Below are 19,638 nucleotides of genomic sequence, written 5' to 3'. Positions count from 1 at the left end.
TTCTTCATTACATTTTTTCTGGTGCAGATACTCCTACGATTGCTAATGCGTTTTGAAGTGTAGTGCGTACTGCTTTCATTAACTCGTAGCGAGCTTTACTTAATTCTAAGTTATCTTGGTTTAATACTTTTTCTGCATTGTAGAAGCTGTGTAATGTTGCTGCTAATTCAAATGCATAGTTTGTAATACGGTGTGGTAAACGTTTTTGTGCTGCATCCGCAACTACTGCTGGGAATTCACCAAGTTTTTTCAGTAACTCTACTTCTTTCTCAGAAGTAACAAGTTTGTAGTTCACGTCTCCGCCTGTAGCTAATCCTAATTCTTCACCTTGACGAAGGATACTGCATACGCGAGCGTGAGCGTATTGTGCATAGTATACTGGGTTTTCGTTAGATTTTGATACAGCTAAGTCCATATCGAAGTCTAAATGAGAATCACCGCTACGCATTGCGAAGAAGTAACGCATTGCGTCCACACCTACTTCTTCCATAAGCTCACGAAGTGTAACTGCTTTACCTGTACGCTTACTCATTTTCATTTTCTCACCATTTTGATACAGTTGTACCATTTGGATGATTTCTACTTCTAATGTTTCTTTATCGTAACCTAGCGCTTGAATAGCAGCTTTCATACGTGGAATGTAACCGTGGTGGTCAGCACCCCAAATGTTGATTAACTTATCGAAACCACGCTCTAATTTATCACGGTGATACGCGATATCTGGCGTTAAGTACGTGTAAGAACCGTCGTTTTTAATTAATACACGGTTTTTATCATCACCGTAAGTCATTGAGCGGAACCAAGTTGCACCGTCTTCTTCAAAAATCTCGTCGCGCTCTTTTAATACAGCAAGAGCTTGATCGATTTTTCCGTTTTTGTATAATGATGTTTCTGAGAACCATACATCAAATTTAACACGGAAACTTTCTAAGTCTTTTTGAAGTTTTGCTAACTCATATTTTAAACCGTACTCACGGTAGAATTCATAACTTTCTTTTTCATCAGCTTTCGCATAACGCTCGCCAAACTCTTCAGCTAAACGCTTACCAATTGCAATGATGTCCGCACCATGGTATCCGTCTTCTGGCATTTCTTTCTCTAAGCCTAAAGCTTGCATGTAACGAGCTTCAACAGAAAGAGCTAAGTTATGGATTTGGTTACCAGCATCATTAATGTAGTACTCACGAGATACATCATATCCTGCTTTTGCTAATAAGTTACATAACGTGTCACCTACTGCTGCACCACGTGCATGTCCTAAGTGAAGGTCACCTGTTGGATTCGCAGATACGAACTCAACTTGTACTTTTTCACCTTTACCAGTATTCGTTTCACCGTAAGCTTCACCAGCATTAACGATCGTTGGGATTAAGTCTGTTAAGTAGCTATTATCCATGTAGAAGTTAATGAAACCAGGACCTGCGATTTCAATCTTTTCAATAGAAGCTTTTGCTTTATCGAAGTTTGCAACTAATTCTTCTGCAATCATACGAGGTGCTTTTTTCGCAACACGTGCAAGTTGCATTGCCATATTTGTAGAGAAGTCACCATTTGTTTTATCTTTTGGAGATTCTAATACAACGTTTGGAATCTGTTCTTCTGTCGCTAATTCTGCCTTTAATACAGCAGCTTGAATTTCTTCTTTAATTAATCCTTTTACTTGTTCTAAAGAATTCATTATTTTGCCTCCTTCAAATTAATCGTAATTGTATATCTGCCAGCTTCTTGTTCACTTAGAAGCAATGCGTACGTTAAGAAGAGTTGTCCTTTTTTCTTTTCATCCGACCATTTAAAAAGAACGTTATCAGTCTTTGTTTGCAATGCAAACGTACCAAGTTCACTCGTGTACGTACCAGTTGTCCATTCACCTTTCACATGCGTTTGACGCATCGAAACAGCACCTGAACGCATAATGAGAACTTGTTCATCTTGGATTTTAATAATTGTTTTCACTTCGCCTTGTTCGTTCGGCTCTTGGAATGTTACGTATGTACCTTGACCTTTTACATAGTATTGACCATTTGCTTCAAAAGCAACGGTTTCCTTCCTCGCCCCTTCACGGATTTCTGTTACGAAATGAACGTGTACCGGCAAGCCTGCAAGTTGTTTCTCCACGTCTTGCACACCTTTCAAATGTTATAGATATTAAATACTACTTATAATAAATCACTTTTCCTATCATATCAAAAAAAACCTCTGTCTGTCTGCTGAAAAATCAGGAAAACTCCATTTCAAAACATAATTCACTCTCACTTTATTTCATATGATAAAATGTTTTTTAAATCTAAATATTCTTTCATTTAAAGGGGTGAATGAAGTGCTACCAACAAAATTGAAAAAAGGTGATGAAATTAGAGTTATTTCACCATCTTGTAGTTTAAGTATTGTCTCAACTGAAAACAGGAAGCTTGCTGTAAAAAGGTTAACCGAAATGGGCTTTCACGTTACATTTTCAACATATGCTGATGAGATAGACAGATTTGCTTCCTCTTCTATTTCTTCACGCGTTCAAGACCTTCACGAAGCATTTAAAGATCCGAATGTAAAAGCCATTTTGACGACACTTGGAGGATACAATTCTAATGGCTTATTAAAACATCTCGATTACGATTTAATTCGAGAAAACCCGAAATTTTTCTGTGGCTATTCGGATATCACTGCACTAAATAATGCAATTTACACTAAAACAGGACTTGTTACATATTCAGGTCCCCATTTCTCTTCATTTGGAATGGAGAAAGGGCTCGAGTATACAACAGATTACTTTTTAAAATGCGTAACTTCTAATGAGCCTATTGAAGTCCTACCATCTGAAACATGGAGTGATGATTCTTGGTACATTGATCAGGAAAATCGAGAGTTTATTAAGAATGAAGGATACGTTTCGATTCACGAAGGAGAAGCTACGGGAGATATTATCGGTGGTAATATGAGCACATTGAACTTACTGCAAGGTACACCATATATGCCAAACTTAAAGGATAAAATTTTATTTCTTGAAGAGGATAGTTTAACTGGGAGAGCTACTCTTAAAACTTTTGATCGATATTTACATTCTCTTATGCAGCAGCAAGATTTTGAACATGTAAAAGGCATCGTTATAGGAAAGATGCAAAAAGGCGCAGAATGTACGATAGAAGACGTGCAAGAAATGATTGCTTCAAAGCCTGAGCTTGCACATATCCCTATCATTGCAAACGCAAGTTTCGGTCATACAACCCCGATTTTCACTTTCCCAATTGGCGGACGTGCAACAATCATTTCTAACAAAGAAAAAACATCTATCACTATTTTAACGCACTAAAAAAGGAGCGAATGAGTCGCTCCTTTTATCGTTTTTCTATTTTTTCCAACGCTTTTTGCGGAATTGATTCTTTCGGGATTTCAGCCCATCCTTTTCCTTGCATACCTTTTGCATAAATTTTTATAAAAGCACCCGTATGCAATTCACGGTTCATCATTCTTTTAATAACCTGTAACTTTCCGTCTTCTGTATACCCTTTAAAAGTATACAAGTATTCTCCGTCTTTTTTCTCACCTTTATCTATAACCGCATAATAATCTTGTATTTCTTTATTTGAAAAGAAGTTGTCTACAAAAGCATGTACACCTTCTGTTTTTGTGTTCAAATAATACGCTGTTCCACCTAGAATAATGGCGAATACAGCTAAAACTTTAATTACCAATTTCATACATGAACCTCCTGTTTGCACTTCTTTTTCCCTAGTCATATATCTATACTTGTATTATACGAAAAATGGCATACTATACTCTATCTAAAAGTCTTACACTTTCCTTACATTATTGTAAGGGATTTTTTCTTGCAGCAAGTTCCCAAGAAAAAATTTTTCCGTTTCATACACTTTTATATTATTATTGAATGATACGAATTTTTATTACAAAAATCAAAGGAGACAGTTTTCAAATGGCTATCTTGCAAGGTTTAGCACTATTACTTGTTGTACTTTGTCTATTTACACTTTTTAGTTACCGTGCTCCTTACGGCATGAAAGCAATGGGTGCTTTAGCTAATGCAGCAATCGCAAGTTTTCTTATTGAAGCATTTCATCGTTATATAGGTGGAGAAATGTTTCATAATGACTTTTTACAATCAGTAGGAGAAGCTTCCGGTAGTATGAGCGGTGTCGCAGCAGCGATTTTAGTCGCATTAGCAATCGGTGTTTCCCCCGTATATGCTGTTTTAATCGGTATCGCTACTAGTGGATTTGGTATTTTACCAGGATTTTTCGCTGGATACGTTTGTGCCTTCGTCGTGAAATTTCTCGAAAAGAAATTACCGGCTGGTGTAGAGTTTTTAGCAATTTTATTTATCGCTGCACCAATCTCACGCGGAATGGCAATGCTTATGGATCCGCTCGTTAACGCAACACTCGGCAAAATCGGTTCTATGATTTCAGTTGCAACTACAGAAAGCCCTATTATCATGGGTATTATGCTTGGTGGATTAATAACAGTTATTTCTACCTCTCCACTGAGTTCTATGGCACTCACTGCAATGCTTGGATTAACAGGTTTACCAATGGCAATTGGTAGTCTTGCCGTAGCAGCCTCAGCCCCAATGAACTTTATTTTCTTTAAACGACTAAAGATTTGTTCAAAGAAAGACACAATTGCTGTAGCAATCGAGCCTTTAACACAAGCCGATGTTGTTTCAGCAAATCCAATTCCAATTTATGCGACAAACTTCGTTGGCGGTGCACTTGCTGGTATTATTACATCTCTATTCCAGCTCGTTAATAATGCACCAGGAACAGCATCACCAATCCCAGGACTTCTTGTTTTATTCGGATTTAATGACGTTGTAAAAGTAACAATTGCTGCTGTATTATGTGGAATCGTTACCACTATTGTTGGATACATCGGATCAATCTTGTTCCGTAAATATCCAATTCGTTCTGCTGATGAAATTCGCGGCATCCCTTCAGAAGAGAAGGTTGCATAAGAAAAAGAGCTATTCCCGTTGTTTGGGAATAGCTCTTTTTTGTGTTGCGTGATGGTAAATGAAATTATATCGGCGATTTTTTAAATATATCAGCGCAACTCGAATTATATCGGCGATTTTTTAAATATATCGGCGCAACTCGAATTTTATCAGCGATTTTTTAAATATATCGACTTACCGACACATAACGACAAAATAAGAGCCCTCTAATCATATAGAGGGCTCTTATTTTATCCAAGCTACGACTGTTTAGACCCTTGCGTCTAAACAGTCGGCTTCACTTTTATTTTATCTAGCTGCATCGGCTAGAATGATCGGTGGCTTCGCTTCTTCCTTCGAGGCAAAAAACGCCTCTATGTCTGAAGCTCCATCCCCCTCACATTCTGGGCGAGCCGATTCCGCTTTTACTTCACCCAACCGAGCAGCATTTCCCGCACGAATTTGCTTGCTGCGACTGGTGTTTGATCACTATGGTCGTAGACAGGAGCTACTTCTACTAAGTCTGCTCCAACTACATTTATATTTGAATTTGCAATTGCTACGATGGAATCTAATAATTCTTTAGATGTGATACCACCAGCTTCTAACGTTCCTGTTCCTGGAGCGTGAGCTGGGTCTAATACATCAATGTCGATTGTGACATAGACTGGGCGTCCTGCAAGTTTCGGTAATACTTCTTTTAACGGTTCTAATACGTCAAATTTATATAAGTTCATACCTACTTCTTTCGCCCATTCAAATTCTTCCTTCATTCCAGAACGAATTCCGAAAGAATATACGTTTTCCGGACCAATTAAATCACACACTTTACGAATTGGTGTAGAGTGGGATAAAGGCTCCCCTTCATACGATTCACGTAAATCAGTATGAGCATCCATATGGATGATTGCTAAATCCGGATATTTTTTTGCCATTGCCTTAAAAATTGGCCAAGACACTAAGTGCTCACCGCCGAGACCTAGTGGAAACTTATCGGCATCTAAAAGTTTTGATACATACTCTTCAATCATGTCTAAGCTGCGTTGTGCGTTTCCGAATGGTAATGGAATATCACCCGCATCAAAATATTTTACCTCTTCTAGTTCACGATCTAAATACGGACTATATTCTTCAAGACCGATTGATACTTCACGAATACGTGCAGGGCCAAAACGAGATCCCGGACGGTAACTTACTGTCCAATCCATAGGCATCCCATAAATAACTACCTTTGACTCTTCAAAACTTGGATGACTTTTAATAAATACTTTACCTGAATAAGCTTCATCAAAACGCATATTCTTTTCCTCCTTATGTGGAACTTAAGGTATCCCAACCTTTCATTATTTCTCAAATTTGGAGCGAGTTGCTCCTCTTTCTCGATTTACCGGGTCTTCTATTTCATACAAAGAAGACAATTTTCTTTACAGAAGTGTAAATAGCTAGCATGTTCAAGTCTTCTGGACAAACACCTTAAATGAGCTATTTACACTTTATTTGTTCCGTGCGATTCTCTTACTTAATTAAATCGCCAACAAATTTCGGTAATGCGAATGCTGCATTGTGTAATTCTTTTGTGTAGTATTTCGTTTCGATTTCGTGGAAACGCTCTTCACTTACTTCTAATGGATCATGTTTTTTAGATCCGATTGTGAACGTCCAAAGGCCGCTTGGGTAAGTTGGAATGTTCGCTGTGTATAAACGAGTAATTGGGAAAATCTCTTTTACATCTTTAAACACAGTTGTAATTAGTTCTGGCGTAAACCAAGGGTTGTCCGTTTGTGCAACGAAAATACCATCTTCTTTTAACGCTTTTGAAATTCCAGCGTAGAAGCCTTTTGTAAATAAGTTTACTGCTGGTCCTACTGGCTCAGTAGAATCTACCATAATTACGTCATATTCATTTTCGCTTTCTGCGATATGTAGGAAACCGTCTCCTACTTTCACTTCTACACGCTCATTATCTAATGCACCTGCAATTGATGGTAAGTACTGTTTAGAGTACTCAATTACTTTTCCATCGATTTCAACAAGAGTTGCTTTCTTTACGCTTGGGTGTTTTAACACTTCACGAATAACACCGCCATCGCCGCCACCAACAACTAATACGTTTTCAGGGTTTGGATGTGTAAATAAAGGTACGTGCGCTACCATTTCATGATAAACGAACTCATCTTTTTCTGTTGTCATAACCATGCCATCTAAAATAAGCATGTTTCCGAACTCTTCCGTTTCAACCATATCAAGTTTTTGGAATTCTGTTTGCTCCGTATGTAATGTGCGGTTAATACGCGCCGTAATCCCAAAATGTTTTGTTTGTTTTTCAGTGAACCATAGTTCCATCGTACAATCACGCCTTTCAATGCAAATTTATAATAGGGACATCATTAATGTCCCCTAACAAAAATAAAACAAAACATCCAAAATGTATAGTTAAAAGTACAAAATACCGAAAATATATTTTAGTCAGAGGGTTCTAACATATGTGCAGGAAGGGTTTGCACCGTAAAAGGAAAGAAAACCCTTTCTTAAGAAAGGGCTTTTGTCTCTATTTCTACTGGTTTACGAATTGGAATTAGGATCATAATACAACCAACTAACACCACGATTCCACCTACTAAAAACGGACTTTGTGGTGAAACAGTATGACCGATAATTCCTGATAAAGTCGGAGCAATTGCGCCACCTAACCAACGAACGAAGTTATAAACACCAGATGTAACAGATCTTTCATAAGGTGAAATATCCATTACATAACTTGTAAATAATGCATTATTTAATCCTGATGCTAATCCTGATAGAACAATTAATACAATTTGTAACCACATAATTTTCACGAAGAATAGTGCAATTAAGAACAGCGCAAATACGAGTAAACTGCCTTTCAACAATGTTTTCAGCTCATATTTCCCTTCTAGCTTATGTGCTAAAATTGCAGAACCGTAAGCTAACGCGAGTCCCCATCCACAAAATACAAAACCTAATTGAATAGCAGATAAATGCATAATAAGTGGTGAATATGCTAACACAACGAAAAATCCGTAGTAGTATAACATTCCTGAAATGGCGCCTTGCATAAACGGCTTATACTTCACCAGGTTAAGTAATTCCCCTACGCCTGCCGCTTTACGCTTCACTTTTCGCTCTGGTTCTTTCACAAAGAAGAAAACTAAAATAAATGCTAAGAAAATTAAAATACTCGTCGCAAAAAATGGGTAACGCCAAGAATGTCCACCTAATATCCCGCCTAATAATGGTCCACCTGCCATTCCTAAACCGATAGCTGCTTCATATATAACCCTACCGCTTCATGAACTTCTTTACTTAATGCAATCAATAAAGTCATCGCCGTTGCGAAGAACATCGCATTCCCTAATCCCCATCCAGCGCGGAAAAGAGATAACTGAGCAATCGTTTGCGATATACCGCATATAAACGCAAATACAGTCACGATGGCAAGACCGATTGTCATCATTCGTTTATCACCAAATCTCGATGCAAATATTCCAGCTGGTAACATCATAATTGCCATCGTCAAAATATACGCTGTAAATAACATCTCTACTTGCCAATGCGATGCACCAATCTTTTCAGCAATAATTGGCAAAATTGGATCGACTACCCCTATACCTGAAAAGGCAAGGAAAGTAGCCAACACTGTAATCAATCTCCCTAGTTTTTGTTTGCTCTCCATTTTGATTACTCTCCTTTTGTATTCTCTAAAAATGTCACTGCACGATGTAAGCTGTCTTCAAGTTCTCCCTTTACACGCTGCATTTGCTCCATTTTCTCGTCTAGCGTTTGCACTTGTTTTTCAAGCATCTCTTTAATTTCTTGAATCACTTCACGATCACGGGGATTCTCACTATTTCTTCTTTGCTCCATTCTTTCTTTTAATGATAAAAAATGTTGCATTTCTTGAAGCGTAATCCCTAACACTTCTTTCGCTTCCACAATTCTTTTAATTCTAGCGATATCTTCGTCTGTATACAGGCGAATGTTCCCCTCACTACGTTCTGGGGGATGAATTAAACCAATTTCCTCATAATAACGAAGTGTACGTTTTGTTAAACCAACTTGCTTTGTAACTTCATCAATCTTATACATGTTTATTCCTCCCTTCACTCAATTATTACATTTTACGTTAACGTTAACTTTTGTGCAACTGTTAGACTTTTGTAAATGTTTTTCATATTAAATTGTATTTTTTCAAAAGCAGTTTCATAATGAAAGAAAAGAAATGATAAGGAGAATTTCACATGAGTAAACCACTTATTTTCGCTCATCGCGGCGTAAAAGGAACACATCCAGAAAATACGATGATTGCCTTCCAAGAAGCTGAACGCATCGGCGCCCATGGCATTGAACTTGATGTCCACCTATCAAAAGATGGTGAACTTGTCGTAATTCACGATGAAACAGTCGATCGTACAACGAATGATGTAGGTCTTGTCTCTGAAAAAACGGTAGAAGAGTTACAAGCTTTAGATGCCGGCAGCCATAAAGATCCTTCTTTCCATGAAGCAAAAATCCCAACGTTACGCGAAGTATTCATTTGGTTATCTACAACAAAGTTACAGCTCAACATTGAGTTAAAGACAGATGTCATTCACTATCCAAACATTGAAGAAAAAGTTGTTGCTCTCGTTCGAGAATATCATCTTTCTAATCAAATTGTATTCTCTTCATTTAATCACGACTCTGTTTCATTATTAGCAGAAATTGCTCCTGAAATCCCAAGAGCAATTTTATATGATACACCACTTGCTAATCCTATCGCCGAAGCAAAAAATAGAGATGCAACTGGTTTACACCCAAACTTTCAACTACTAACAAAGGAATTTGTTCAACTCGCGCAAAAACAAGGGTATGTTTTCCGCCCTTATACAATTAACGAATACAAAGATTTACAAACTATGATTGATTATGGCGTAGATGTCATTATTACCGATTGGCCAGCACGTGCATTTGAGCTCCTTTCTTAATTGAAGGAGCTCTTTATTTTCGAAATTTCATTGTTTAAAATAATCGAAAACCCTCAATACTAATACAATAATGTTTGTATGAATGAGGGGCTGAAAAAGATGGATCAAACTATGAATCCAAAACTTAAAAAATATAAACGTCTTTTCTTCACCGTAATGTTTTCTTCTGTTCTTTTTTTCGTTTTTTCCTTTTTTGTTATTATTATAGTTGCAAAAATTATGGGACCTCCTCCTGTCGCTGTCCCGCAAACAAGTGTCTTTTATGCTAATGATGACACTGTTATAGGACAAAGTAATGAGATGCAAAAACGATACAATGTATCTCTCAATGAAATTTCTCCTTATGTAAAAGAGGCAACACTTTCTATCGAAGATCAAAGATTCTACAAACATCATGGCTTTGATATGAAGCGTATCGTTGGTGCCATTGTTGCTGATTTAAAAGCGATGGCAAAAGTCCAAGGCGCTAGTACGATTACACAACAGTATGCCCGTAACCTATACTTAGATCATGATAAAACGTGGAAACGTAAACTATTAGAAGCAATGTACACAATCCGTCTTGAAGTGAATTATAATAAAAATCATATTTTAGAAGGATATTTAAATACAATTTATTACGGGCATGGTGCTTATGGAATCGAAGCTGCGTCCCGTCTATATTTTGATAAAACAGCAAAAGAATTAACATTAGCGGAAGCTAGTATGCTCGCGGGTATACCAAAAGGACCTAGTGTCTACTCTCCCTTTTTAAAAAAAGATCGTGCGAAAGAACGACAATCTCTTATATTAGATGAAATGGTAGAACAAGGCTATATTACGAAGAAACAAGCAGCTTCAGCAAAGAAAGAATCACTAACTTTCGCTTCATTAGATACGAAAAAAGTCGCAGAGGTTGCGCCTTTTTTCCAAGATGCTGTACAAGCTTCTCTTCTTCGTGATATCGGATTAGATGAGCAAGCCTTACAAAAAGGCGGCTTGCGTATTTATACAACGCTAGACCCAAAATTACAATCGGTTGCAGAACAAGCTGTAAAAGACCACATACCTGACACGACAAACATACAAACTGCGCTCGTCTCTATGAATCCAAAAACAGGTGAAGTAGCTGCCCTTGTTGGTGGAACTGATTATAATACAAGTCAATTTAACAGGGCTACACAGGCCACTCGCCAGCCTGGATCTACATTTAAGCCATTTCTATATTATGCGGCATTAGAACGAGGATTCACCCCTGCTACGCGCTTAAAAAGCGAATATACCGTGTTCACTTTAGGTGACGGTGTTTCAAAGTATAAACCGAAAAACTATAAAGACTATTATGCAGACGATTTTGTAACAATGGCGCAAGCTCTTGCGGTCTCTGATAACGTATATGCCGTGAAGACCAATTTATTTTTAGGCGAAGACATTCTTACAAAAACGGCGAAGCAATTCGGCATTAAAAGTGCATTAAAAGATGTCCCTTCCCTCGCGCTCGGTACATCTCCTGTAAAACCAATTGAAATGGTTAACGCTTATAGCATGTTCGCAAACGGGGGAAAAGAAGTAAAACCTATTTTCATTCGCCGCATTATGGATCATGAAGGAAATATTTTATACGATGCTCATTTGGAGAGTAAACAAGTTCTTGATAAGAGCAAAGCATTTGTGATGGAAGAAATGATGACAGGCATGTTTAATAAAAAACTAAGCAGTTATGCTGCTGTAACTGGTCAATCAATGTTATCTAAACTATCAAGAACCTATGCCGGAAAATCTGGTTCTACCGAAACAGATAGTTGGATGATTGGGTTTACCCCGCAACTCGTAACTGGCGTATGGGTTGGATATGATCAACCTAAATCAATTTCAAACGTAGCAGAACAAGGCTATGCGAAAAGAATATGGACTGATACGATGGAGAAAGGCTTAGATGGACAACCTAAAAAAGAGTTTAAACAACCAAGTGACGTCGTTGCAGTCGATATTAACCCTGAAAACGGGAAAATCGCTACAAAAAATTGTCCAATTTCAGTGAAAATGTATTTTGCAAAAGGTACAGAACCAACTGAATATTGTATGGATCACGTTGATGATAAAGAGGAATTTGAAAAGACAACTGAAGAAAAGAAAAAAACAAGTTGGTGGAAGAAATATCTTCCTTGGTGACACACGAGGCTATTCCAATAAAATGTGGAATAGCCTTTATTGTCATTCTTTGTCGGTAAATCGATATTCCTTGTCGAATCGTCGATATATCTTCATACAACAAGCCAAAATAAAAAGGATGTCTCACTAGTCAACAATCGACTAGTGAGACATCCTTTTTTTTATTCACTTAATAATGCACGGCGCAATTCTTCGCTAGACTCGTTCCAAATCGCTTCATTATGTTCTTTTAAGAATGTACCAAGTACTTTTTTAGATGATTCGTCCATATGTTCAACCATAATGTGACGCTTCAATGATTTATCCATTTTGTTTACGTGCTCTGGAAGTGACTTATATCCGCGGCGAATTTCACGGTCAACTGTCATTTCACAAGCTGTTACACCTGCGTAATACGCACCTGTTGCTGTTCTTTCAATCGTTACCCATACAAGCCAGTATGGTTTTCCGTTTGGAACTTCATCTTTATTTGTTAAAAACTTAATACCTTTTTCTACTGTACTACGTGCATGCATCGCACCGATATCAACAAATGCTGTTTTCTCTAGTACATCGACAAATACAGGTGAAATGTTTTCTAGACTTAATGCCCCAACGCCAAAACCACCATGTCCATCTGTTGAATCATTTTTCACGATATTAAAACCGATTTTTTTCTTTTTCTCTGTCATATGTAAATTCCTCCTCACTTAATGATTATAAAAGACCAAAGATAGGCGCAATAATACTGTTTAAAAATGCAAATACGTATGGAATGACAACATTAAAAATAGGTTGGATTGTGTAATTGCTAAGCGGTGTAATAACTAGAATTAATAAAGCAATTGCCCCGTATTTTTCATACTGTGTCATTTTCGCACGAATATTTGTTGGTGCTAAATCCTCCACTACGCGATATCCATCAAGTGGCGGGATTGGTAATAAGTTAAAGACAAGTAAAACGATATTCAACATAATAAAAATCTGAAAAAATTGAGCTAGCGTATCTGCTACTGCAAATGGAATTGAGTCTAATACACCAAATGTTAATAAGCTATACCAAATAATTAAACCGATTGCGCTTAAAATTAAGTTACTAATCGGTCCTGCAATTGAAACTAATATACCTGCAAGACGAGGTCTTTTAAAGTTATATGGGTTAACTGGAACTGGTCTCGCCCAACCAAAACCAAGAATTAATACAGCAATCATCCCGATAGGATCTAAATGTGCCATCGGCGATAAAGTTAAGCGCCCTTGTCTCTTTGCTGTATCGTCTCCAAATTTATATGCTACATATGCATGCGCAAATTCATGCACTGATAATGCGATAATAATGGCCATTGCTACCAAAGGAATTTGGTGCAACGGGTATCTAAATAACTGATCCATATTTCATCTCCTCTTCCATATGTCAAAAAAGAAATTATTTGTTTTTTCGATTGTTCTTCCACATAATCCGCTATAATAAGAGTGTAACTTACATAAAAGGAGCGATTATATATGCCATACGTAACAGTGAAAATGCTAGAAGGACGCACAGAGGAACAAAAGAAAGCTCTTGCTGAGAAAGTAACAGCAGCAGTAAGCGAAACAACTGGTGCTCCTGAAGAAAACATCGTTGTTTTCATCGAAGAAATGTCTAAAAACCATTATGCAGTTGGCGGAAAACGCTTAAGCGACAAATAATTTCAAGTTTTTTTATAAGAAGCAGCCATTAGCTGCTTCTTATTTTTTTCCTTCTAGTAACTCGATGATTCTCTCTTTATATTTTCCTTTTCTTCCATCTTCATAGATTAAATCATGCGGGTAGAATAGCTTTTGATCCCTTCTCTTCTTACCAGTAATCGCCTCAACAATATCCGATTCACGTGAAAGCTCTCTAAGCTCTACATTTGGCATAAGAAGTAAGATTGGCAGACGTTCTTCTTCTTCACCAGCACGGTAAAAGTCGTACGGTAAGTCTGATGTTGAATCAACTACTAAATAGTATTCTGGATCGAGTCCAATCTTTTTAAATAAGCTACTTAATTCCATCCAATTATCTAAACCGTGCTTATCTGTAAACTCTACATATTTAAATAGGTTTCGATTCATAAAACGACGGCATAGATCGCTTAAAATTGGATCTTCTTCGTCCTGCCATACTTGGAAGTAATAATACATAACGTTCTCGTCTAACTTTAAATAATCCTCTACTGTCACTTCTTCTTCAAATAAAGAATAGAAATGAACAGGGTGATTTTTAAATGTATAGTACTTCTCATGCAATGATTTTGCACGGTGTAAAATCTTCGTTAAAATAACTTCAGCACTGCGCGTTACTGGATGGAAATATACTTGCCAATACATTTGATAACGACTCATAATATAATGCTCAACAGCATGCATACCACTATTTTTAATAACTACTTGATTCCCGTACGGACGCATAACACGCAGTATACGTTCCATATCAAAGTTTCCATATTTTACGCCAGTAAAGTACGCATCCCTTAATAAATAGTCCATGCGATCTGCATCAATTTGACTAGAAATCATGCTAATCGCTAATTTATTAGTAGATGTTTTCGCAATTACATCGGCTACCTTTTGTGGGAAATCTTTATCCACACGACTTAATACACGATTAATTTCCGTATCTCCAACGATAATCTTTTGCGTGAATTTCTCATGGTCTAATGAAAATACTTTTTCAAACGAATGAGAAAACGGACCGTGACCGACATCATGAAGTAATGCCGCACATAGGCATAACAATCTATCTTCAGCATTCCAGTTCGGTCTGCCATCAAACACATCATCAATCATACGACGAATAATTTCATATACACCTAACGAATGAGTAAAGCGACTATGCTCTGCACCGTGAAATGTAAAAAATGTCGTTCCAAGCTGCTTAATACGGCGCAAGCGTTGAAATTCTTTCGTTCCGATTAAATCCCAAATAACACGATCGCGCACGTGCACATATTTATGTACCGGGTCTTTAAACACTTTTGTTTCGCTGAGTTTGTCGTTTAAATATACCACTTTCCGACATCCCCCTTTCTTTACTGCATTCTTACTATATATTATAAACGAAATAGGAAACAGAAAGAAATGAAAGACTATATTAATTGCCCTTATATAAAGAAAAAATCACTTTTACCGGAGTAAAAGTGATCTCTTTTTATATATTATTTCCCTAAAACGAACTCAGCAACTTCATCTAAGATCATTTCTTTACCTAGCGGGAAGTAACCTTTGTTTAAGTCTTCGTTTTTAATTGTAAATACGTGGTTATTTTTAACAGCGTTCATATTTTTCCAAATTGATTCTTCTTGGAATTCTTTTAGACGCTGAGAACCGTCACCAGTCGTAAATACGAATAAGTAATCTGGGTTGTAATCGATTAAAGCTTCTTTTTGTACTTGTACTAAAGGTTTATCAGTTGGTGTACCTTTAACTGCTGGTAATTTTAAATCATTAAAGATTACGCTACCGTAACCGTAGTCACCGTATACGCGGAAAGCGTTTGGATATGCAGCCATTTTCATGAATTTAGCATCGCCAGTTTTCGCAACGATTTTATCATGTAATTTGCTTGCTTTTTCATCATACTGTTTGAACCATTCTTTTGTTTCTTTCTCTTTACCGAAGATTTGACCTACTTCTTCGAATTTTGGACGCCATTGGTCTAATGGAGTTTTTAACATAACTGTAGGTGCAATTTTAGATAATTGATCATAAATCTTTTCTTGACGATTATTTACAAGAATTAAGTCTGGTTTTGCAGCAGCTACTGCTTCGATGTTAATTTTATCTCCCCAAGCAGAACCAACTGGTTTTACGTCTTTTAATTTCTTTTCAATATGTGCATCAATTTTTTCTTGAGATGTATTAGCAGTAATAATTGGTTTCATACCAAAGATTAATAATTCTTCTGTTGAACCACTAAGGTCAGCAATTTTCTTGGGATTTGCAGGGATTTTAATTTCCCCTTTTGCATGTTGTACAGTGCGCTCTTCAGTCTTCGCATCTGCTTTCTTCTCTTCTTTGTTAGAACAAGCTGCAAATAGTACAGAAGTAACGACTAGTACCATTGCTAATAACGCCATTTTAAAATTCTTCATGTTCCCACTCCTTCTAGCTGTATTTCTCTTATAAGTTACAGTGAACTATAAGAAACAAGGTTAACAATTAATAAATATATATTGATTAATTGTTGCTTATGCCCCCGTTCTAACGGGTGTTCAACTTCCTATTTACTAATAAGAAGCTCAACGTCCATTAGAAGCCCCCCTCTTTACGAGGGGGATTCTACTTATGCTTTTTTACGCAATTGATTACTAATCATCGCTAAATCATACGTTAAACAAATTGGCTTACAGTTTACTGGACATGGAACAATTTGAGCTTCAATCTCAAATACACTGCGAAGCGTTTCACTTGTCATCACTTCGTCTGGCGTTCCTTGTTTCATTAACTTACCAGCCTTTAGTGCAATCATATGATCTGAGAAACGAGAAGCATGGTTTAAGTCATGGATAACCATAACAATCGTTCTACCTTCTTCTTCATTTAACTTTTTCAATAAGTTTAATACTTCTAATTGATGAGCCATATCTAAGTACGTTGTCGGTTCATCTAATACGAGTAATTCTGTCCCTTGTGCAAGAGCCATCGCAATCCATACGCGTTGACGTTGCCCACCTGATAATGCCTCTGCTGGACGATTTGCGAATTCTGTCATTCCCGTCACTTCAAGTGCCCAATGAATGTAGCGATAATCCTCTTCTTTCAACGTTCCAAATCCTTTTTGATGAGGAAAGCGTCCATATGAAACGAGTTCAAATACAGTAAGGCCAGTTGGTACTTCTGCAGTCTGTGGTAAAATTGCCATTTTCTTTGCGATTTCTTTCGTTGGCTGTTTCTCGATTGCTTTTCCGTCAAGATAAACAGTACCCTTTTTCGCCTTCAAAATACGAGAAGCCGTTTTTAATAATGTGGACTTCCCACAACCATTTGGTCCAATAATTGTTGTAATTTTCCCTTCCGGAATTTCAACTGTTAATCCATCAATAATTAACCCTTCATTATAGCCAACAGATACCGCATCAACTGCTAAAGTTGCCATACAAAAAGCCTCCCTTTATTTTGTCCTCATAAGTAAGTATATGAAATACGGTGCACCAATTACAGAAATAACAAGACCGACCGGTATTTCTGAAGTTGTTAACACACTTCTTGAAATTACGTCTGCGAATAAAAGTAAAAACGTTCCTATTAGTGCAGCCGTAGGCAGCATAATTTGATGTTTACCACCAACAAGGCGCCTCGCTAAATGCGGAGCCATTAAACCGATAAAACCAATTCCTCCGGCAACAGCGACAGATGCACCAGCTAAACAAACTGCAATAAATAATAATTTACGTCTTTCTTTTTCTACATTTACACCAAGGCCAACTGCTGTGGAATCGCCTAGGTTCATTACGTTTAATATGTGAGCTTTACTAATGGCAAGTGGCATGAAAATAACCATCCATGGAAGTACACTTAGTACAAACTTCCAATCTGTGCCCCATAGACTTCCTGCTAACCAAATCGTAGCAAAACGAAAATCGTTAGATGTCATCTTCATAGAAAAAATTAAACTAACAGCACCAAACCCGGCTGCAACAGCGATACCAACCAGTATCAATCGAGTCGATGAAACACCATCTTTCCATGCTAGTAAATAAATAATAACAGCTGCTAATATCGCTCCAACTAGTGCGAAGAACGGAAGAATGAATACAGATAAAAATGTACCAGTTCCTACTTTCCCGAAGAAAAAGTAGACAAAGATAACAACTGTTAATCCCGCTCCAGCGTTAATACCGATAATACCTGGATCAGCAAGTGGATTTCGTGATAACCCTTGCAAAATCGCACCTGACATCGCTAAAGCAGATCCAACTAGTATAGCAATGACCATACGCGGCATACGGAATTCAAATAAAATAACAGACTGATCTTCAGCCCCGAGTCCAACCAATGACTTTAATACGTCCATTGGCGGTATTTTAAATGTCCCTGTATTTAAACTCACTAAAAATACAGTAACGATTAATCCTACTAAAATTGTTAAAACAGAAACGTTCTTTTTTGTTAAGACACTTGTCCTCACATTTTTCCTCTCCCTTCGTTACGTGCTAAGTAGAGGAAGAATGGAACCCCAATTAACGCTGTAATTGCTCCAATTGGCGTTTCAAACGGCGGATTAATAACGCGAGATAACATATCTGCACATTCAATTAACAGCCCGCCTAAGACCGCAGAACATGGAATAACCCATTTATAGTCTGAGCCTACAAGGAAACGAGTCATATGTGGGATGACAAGGCCAACAAATCCAACCGATCCTGCCATAGAAACTGCCGAACCTGTTAACACAAGAACAAGTACTGTCCCGATAAATTTAATTAATGTAGTATTTTGACCAAGTCCAATCGCAATTTCTTCACCGAAGCTTAAAATTGTAATATACCTCGACATCATAATTGCAATGAAGAGACAAACTAGACCAATCGGTACTAACATATTAATACTTTCCCATTTCACTCCAGCAACTCCGCCTGCATTCCACATACTTACCTCTTGGGCAAGATTGAAATATAGCGCAATTCCAGATGAAATGGCCCCTAATAAAGCACTAATCGCGGCACCCGCTAAAGCTAATTTCACAGGCGTTAATCCACCTGGTGAAGAAGATCCAATTCCATATACAATGCTCGCTCCAAACGCAGCACCAATAAAAGATGCGATGACGAACATTAAATAAGATGAATTAGGGAAGAATGCATACATAATTGCAATTCCAAATACAGCTCCATCTGTAATCCCCATTAACGATGGTGATGCAAGTGGATTTCGCGTCATACCTTGCATAATTGCTCCTGATACCGCTAAAAAGGCACCTGCTACTACGCCCCCTATTGCTCTAGGCATGCGAAGTTCTTGAATTACATTATGATGCGTAATAGAACCGTCAAACTGAAATACAGCTTGCCATACAGTCTTTAAACTAATATCTGCAGCACCAAACGAAATAGACAGTGCCATGCTTAAAGCTAACAAAATTGTACCTGCTACTAAAATAATAGAAGCAATGAGCAGCCTGCTCTTAATCTCTTTAACATTCACATCTTGCTGTTCTATACTCCTTGCGCTCGCTTCCATCCCTCAACCATCCTAACCAACAACATATGTTTAATTTAATGAAATGAAATTCATTCTCAAATAGCAATAAAAAAATTAAATGAGTCGGCCCTTTTCTGATAATGATTCTCAGAATCAGACACCTTCTATTCTACCTATCGCTTCAAAAGACTGTCAACCATTATTTTGAAATACAAATTCATATAGGTCGAGACCTTAATAAATAGATAATGCCTATCTGTCATGAACTATTATCATCACCAGTTAAGCTTTCTCAGAATAGATTCTCCCTCTTATGGACATAAAAAAAGAAGAGTAATCTGTAATCCGTACCCTTTGTAAAGGACATTTTAAAAAAAGTTAGGCGGCATCAAGAAGATGATTTCTGTATTCAACAGG

18 protein-coding genes and 1 pseudogene are annotated in these 19,638 nt (G+C 37.4%); 5 read left to right on the top strand and 14 right to left on the bottom strand.

All coding sequences use genetic code 11. The features are described from left to right. Positions 1–7: 7 nt before the first annotated feature. Both argS and PDQ33_RS20910 read right to left on the bottom strand, forming a co-directional pair. Positions 8–1,678, bottom strand: coding sequence for an arginine--tRNA ligase (gene argS / locus PDQ33_RS20915; protein WP_270756513.1), 1,671 nt, complete (start codon positions 1,676–1,678; stop codon positions 8–10). Then, positions 1,678–2,115, bottom strand: coding sequence for a DUF1934 domain-containing protein (locus PDQ33_RS20910; protein ID WP_000414867.1), 438 nt, complete (start codon positions 2,113–2,115; stop codon positions 1,678–1,680). Before PDQ33_RS20910 ends, argS begins: the two co-directional genes overlap by 1 nt. Before the next feature lie 202 nt (positions 2,116–2,317). Between PDQ33_RS20910 and PDQ33_RS20905 the strand changes: the two genes are divergently transcribed. After that, the gene (locus tag PDQ33_RS20905) at positions 2,318–3,304 is read left to right on the top strand and encodes a S66 family peptidase (protein WP_000938066.1); all 987 of its coding nucleotides are present in this window, start codon (positions 2,318–2,320) and stop codon (positions 3,302–3,304) included. 25 nt (positions 3,305–3,329) lie between these two features. Here the strand turns inward: PDQ33_RS20905 and PDQ33_RS20900 are convergent, their stop codons facing one another. Beyond that, positions 3,330–3,692 (bottom strand): YxeA family protein, encoded by a 363-nt coding sequence (locus PDQ33_RS20900; RefSeq protein ID WP_016719024.1) that lies wholly within the window; start codon positions 3,690–3,692, stop codon positions 3,330–3,332. A gap of 233 nt (positions 3,693–3,925) precedes the next feature. Here PDQ33_RS20900 and PDQ33_RS20895 point away from each other — a divergent pair, with 233 nt between their 5' ends. Beyond that, a complete protein-coding gene (locus tag PDQ33_RS20895) occupies positions 3,926–4,963 on the top strand; it encodes a PTS sugar transporter subunit IIC (RefSeq protein WP_000996321.1) in 1,038 nt (345 codons plus the stop codon). A gap of 404 nt (positions 4,964–5,367) precedes the next feature. On the opposite strand, the gene speB is transcribed toward PDQ33_RS20895, so the two are convergent. The 4 genes and pseudogenes from speB to PDQ33_RS20875 all read right to left on the bottom strand — a co-directional run bounded on the left by speB (position 5,368) and on the right by PDQ33_RS20875 (position 9,049). Then, entirely contained in the window at positions 5,368–6,240 is an 873-nt protein-coding gene (gene speB / locus PDQ33_RS20890; protein ID WP_001209831.1) for an agmatinase, read from the bottom strand. A 217-nt stretch (positions 6,241–6,457) separates the two neighbouring features. Beyond that, complete coding sequence (speE, locus tag PDQ33_RS20885; protein WP_000424696.1) at positions 6,458–7,285, bottom strand: polyamine aminopropyltransferase; 828 nt, start codon at positions 7,283–7,285, stop codon at positions 6,458–6,460. Positions 7,286–7,470: 185 nt separating this feature from the next. Beyond that, positions 7,471–8,636, bottom strand: a pseudogene (locus PDQ33_RS20880) (MFS transporter). 5 nt (positions 8,637–8,641) lie between these two features. Continuing rightward, positions 8,642–9,049, bottom strand: coding sequence for a MerR family transcriptional regulator (locus PDQ33_RS20875; protein ID WP_000276568.1), 408 nt, complete (start codon positions 9,047–9,049; stop codon positions 8,642–8,644). A gap of 152 nt (positions 9,050–9,201) precedes the next feature. Here PDQ33_RS20875 and PDQ33_RS20870 point away from each other — a divergent pair, with 152 nt between their 5' ends. After that, on the top strand, positions 9,202–9,927 hold the full coding sequence (locus PDQ33_RS20870) for a glycerophosphodiester phosphodiesterase (RefSeq protein ID WP_270394748.1): 726 nt from the start codon (positions 9,202–9,204) through the stop codon (positions 9,925–9,927). A 99-nt stretch (positions 9,928–10,026) separates the two neighbouring features. Then, on the top strand, positions 10,027–12,078 hold the full coding sequence (locus PDQ33_RS20865; RefSeq protein ID WP_270756512.1) for a transglycosylase domain-containing protein: 2,052 nt from the start codon (positions 10,027–10,029) through the stop codon (positions 12,076–12,078). 161 nt (positions 12,079–12,239) lie between these two features. On the opposite strand, the gene PDQ33_RS20860 is transcribed toward PDQ33_RS20865, so the two are convergent. Together PDQ33_RS20860 and PDQ33_RS20855 are read right to left on the bottom strand one after the other, a co-directional pair. Continuing rightward, positions 12,240–12,749, bottom strand: coding sequence for a YwhD family protein (locus PDQ33_RS20860; protein WP_000136688.1), 510 nt, complete (start codon positions 12,747–12,749; stop codon positions 12,240–12,242). Between the two features lie 25 nt (positions 12,750–12,774). After that, entirely contained in the window at positions 12,775–13,449 is a 675-nt protein-coding gene (locus tag PDQ33_RS20855; RefSeq protein WP_000372461.1) for a site-2 protease family protein, read from the bottom strand. A gap of 111 nt (positions 13,450–13,560) precedes the next feature. Between PDQ33_RS20855 and PDQ33_RS20850 the strand changes: the two genes are divergently transcribed. After that, the gene (locus PDQ33_RS20850) at positions 13,561–13,746 is read left to right on the top strand and encodes a 2-hydroxymuconate tautomerase (RefSeq protein ID WP_001147171.1); all 186 of its coding nucleotides are present in this window, start codon (positions 13,561–13,563) and stop codon (positions 13,744–13,746) included. Between the two features lie 39 nt (positions 13,747–13,785). On the opposite strand, the gene PDQ33_RS20845 is transcribed toward PDQ33_RS20850, so the two are convergent. The 5 genes from PDQ33_RS20845 to PDQ33_RS20825 all read right to left on the bottom strand — a co-directional run bounded on the left by PDQ33_RS20845 (position 13,786) and on the right by PDQ33_RS20825 (position 19,260). Continuing rightward, complete coding sequence (locus PDQ33_RS20845) at positions 13,786–15,090, bottom strand: HD domain-containing protein (protein ID WP_270394751.1); 1,305 nt, start codon at positions 15,088–15,090, stop codon at positions 13,786–13,788. Positions 15,091–15,236: 146 nt separating this feature from the next. Further along, complete coding sequence (locus tag PDQ33_RS20840; protein WP_000787746.1) at positions 15,237–16,172, bottom strand: ABC transporter substrate-binding protein; 936 nt, start codon at positions 16,170–16,172, stop codon at positions 15,237–15,239. Positions 16,173–16,363: 191 nt separating this feature from the next. Next, positions 16,364–17,176: an ABC transporter ATP-binding protein gene (locus tag PDQ33_RS20835; protein WP_000212064.1), complete on the bottom strand. Its 813-nt coding sequence runs from the start codon at positions 17,174–17,176 to the stop codon at positions 16,364–16,366. 15 nt (positions 17,177–17,191) lie between these two features. Then, entirely contained in the window at positions 17,192–18,208 is a 1,017-nt protein-coding gene (locus PDQ33_RS20830) for a FecCD family ABC transporter permease (protein ID WP_001260778.1), read from the bottom strand. After that, positions 18,205–19,260 carry a FecCD family ABC transporter permease gene (locus PDQ33_RS20825; protein ID WP_270756510.1) on the bottom strand — a complete coding sequence of 352 codons (1,056 nt, stop codon included), beginning with the start codon at positions 19,258–19,260 and terminating at the stop codon, positions 18,205–18,207. Before PDQ33_RS20825 ends, PDQ33_RS20830 begins: the two co-directional genes overlap by 4 nt. Positions 19,261–19,638 lie beyond the last annotated feature (378 nt).

This window comes from Bacillus cereus group sp. Bc031 (assembly GCF_027716265.1).
GTDB lineage: Bacteria > Bacillota > Bacilli > Bacillales > Bacillaceae_G > Bacillus_A > Bacillus_A paranthracis.
The sequence above is the reverse complement of the archived record's forward strand: the minus strand, read 5'-3'. Positions and strand labels throughout refer to the sequence as shown.